Raw genomic sequence first — 2604 nt, 5'->3', positions numbered from 1 at the left:
GAAAGTTTCTTGTACATACGGAAGTAATTCTGGAAAGTGATTGTCGCGAGAGTCTGGTTCTCTTGCTGAATGCGAAGGCCTTCTTTTGCCTCGACCGCCTGGTGCAGCCCATCGCTCCAGCGGCGTCCAGGCATCAAACGCCCCGTGAATTCATCGACAATGATGACTTCGCCGTCTTTAACGACATATTCCACATCGCGTTTGTAGAGCGAATGCGCCCTCAACGCCTGGTTGATGTGGTGGAGGATCTCCATGTTGACCATGTCATAGAGGTCAACGACTCCCAGTAGAGTCTCGGAACGCGCGCCGCCTTCTTCGGTCAGCGTCACGGTGCGATGTTTCTCATCGACCTGGTAGTCGATGTCGCGCCGTAGCTTCGGAACCATCTTGTCGATCCGGTAATACTTATCGGTGGATTCTTCGCTCGGGCCGGAAATGATGAGCGGCGTTCGGGCTTCGTCGATCAGGATCGAGTCCACCTCGTCAACGATGGCGAAGTTGGGCGGGCGCTGGACGCACTGCGCAATATCGAATTTCATGTTGTCGCGCAAGTAATCGAACCCGAATTCGTTGTTCGTTCCATATGTGATGTCGGAGCCGTAGGAATCGCGCCGCTGCTGGTCGTCGAGCCCGTGCTGGATCACACCCACGGTCAACCCGAGGTATTTGTACAGCCGGCCCATCCACTCCGAGTCGCGCTTTGCCAGGTAGTCGTTCACGGTAACCACGTGGACGCCCTTGCCTGAGATTGCGTTGAGATATGCAGGAAGCGTCGCCACCAGCGTCTTGCCTTCACCGGTCTTCATTTCCGAAATCCGGCCTTGATGAAGCACATATCCGCCAATCAACTGGACATCGAAGTGCCTCATGTTGAGGATGCGCTTCCCGGCTTCTCGCACCACCGCGAAAGCTTCGGGCAGGAGTTCCTCGAGCGTCTCCCCTCTTTCGAAGCGCTGTTTGAATTCGGGTGTTTTGGCTTGGAGTTGTTCGCCGGTAAGACTGGAAATTCGAGGTTCTAAGGCGTTTATCTGTTCGACAAAAGGAAGGATCTTCTTAACTTCACGATCGTTCTTAGAGCCTACAAATTTCTTAACTAACGTCTGGAGCATAGATGAGTTTAACGGGAAAGGGGAAGGGAAGGCAATAAGGCCGGTTTAAAGGAACCACGGATGAAAAGTGAGAAATACATTAATGATTAATCATTAATGCAATTCTCATTTTTCAGCTTCGGGGCAGGTAGACTTTCGGGTTCCTCGCCCGGTCGTTCTCGCGCACTTCGTAATGCAAATGAGGCGCCGTGGTCCGGCCCGTCATCCCAACCGCTCCGAGGACGTCATTCCTCTTCACTTTTTGCCCGACCTTGACGCTAATGGCGGACAGATGCCCATGGCGGGTTGTCACGCCGTTTCCATGATCGAGGATGACGAGGTTCCCATAGGCGGATTTCTTCTGGGCATAGAGGACGATGCCGTCGGCCGGCGCGTGAACACGAGTTCCAAAGAGAGCTGCGATATCCACGCCGAGGTGCAGTTCGGCATCTCCGGTAAATGGATCGCGGCGCCTGCCCCAATGGCTCGTAATATGACCTCGAACCGGCCAGATGTTGGGTGTGTACCGGCGAATAGAGGCTTCTTTTACTGCCTTCTGTTCAAGGATGCCCATGGTGGTTTCGAGGTCCGTCGTCCGGTCCTTGAGCCGCTCGACTCCAGCCTTCAAATTGGCGCCGATCAGGTCGGACGTCCGATAGTCCACGCTCGAACCACCGATGGCCGGCACATTCACCGTTCCGCGTTTGATGAAACTATCTTTTTCGATGAGGTTCTGCAGTTGTTCGGAACGTGTTTCGAGGATTTCGAGCTTGGTGCCCAGCTTGGAGGTGACGACTTGGAGGTTTTTCTTTTGAACCTTAAGGTCGATGTTTTCGGCTTGGAGTTTATCGTAGTCGGCGGCTTTGAATGCCAGTTTCGCATAACTGAAACCCAGGCCGACCGCTACAAAAAATGAAATAAGGCCTATGGCTCCTAGAAGGTAGAGCGCTTCAATAGGCAGCTTCAGCTTATGCAGCCGTGAGCTGGCGTTCGGAACGATAATAAAGGTATAAAAGCTCTTGGCCATTCGTTGCTCCTGAACTGAGTCTCCCGAGAGGGCCGAAGTCCCTGTTGAAGTTCTCTTATTTAATTGAAGAAGAAGGACTTATTGGCAAAAATCGATTGAACTAACGGGCGGATCGTAACAAATGGCGGAACCCATGGTCAAGGACAAAGTGGGAAAATTTAAGAATTTTACAGGGTACCTTGGGCATCCGCTTGCGTGGGTTCTTCCCGCCTTAGCGCTCCTAACTTTCATAGGATCCTGGGCTGCCGTCTTCCCGCAAAGCATTGTCGAGAACTGGTACGCGCGAACGATCTTTCCCGCGATTTCCGCGATCGCCGCACGGTTCGCTGGCGTGCTGACTCTGTCGTGGTTCGATGTCTGGATCCCTCTGGGACTCGCGGTTGTGGTTTTCGCGTTGCGCGGCAAGCGCTACCTCGTGCTGGTCAACGCTGCGGCCGCGTTGTACCTGATCTTCTTCTGGACCTGGGGACTGAACTACCATCGGCAGCC

The 2604-nt window shown here is 53.6% G+C and carries 3 protein-coding genes; 1 reads left to right on the top strand and 2 read right to left on the bottom strand.

Annotation, left to right across the window (positions count from 1 at the left end):
- A partial coding sequence (locus VI895_15165; protein ID HLG21138.1) for a DEAD/DEAH box helicase occupies positions 1 to 1109 on the bottom strand: 1109 nt, incomplete at its 3' end.
- A 112-nt stretch (positions 1110 to 1221) separates the two neighbouring features.
- Positions 1222 to 2115, bottom strand: coding sequence for a M23 family metallopeptidase (locus VI895_15160; GenBank protein ID HLG21137.1), 894 nt, complete (start codon positions 2113 to 2115; stop codon positions 1222 to 1224).
- A 121-nt stretch (positions 2116 to 2236) separates the two neighbouring features.
- On the opposite strand from VI895_15160, the gene VI895_15155 reads away from it, so the two are divergent.
- Positions 2237 to 2604: hypothetical protein (locus VI895_15155; GenBank protein ID HLG21136.1), on the top strand; the 368-nt coding region annotated here is incomplete at its 3' end.

The organism is Bdellovibrionota bacterium, from assembly GCA_035292885.1.
GTDB lineage: Bacteria > Bdellovibrionota_G > JALEGL01 > JALEGL01 > DATDPG01 > DATDPG01.
The sequence above is the reverse complement of the archived record's forward strand: the minus strand, read 5'-3'. Positions and strand labels throughout refer to the sequence as shown.

Excerpts from the sequence above, each read along its gene's own strand:
- VI895_15160 (HLG21137.1), bottom strand. The coding sequence starts at position 2,115 with ATGGCCAAGAGCTTTTATACCTTTATTATCGTTCCGAACGCCAGCTCA.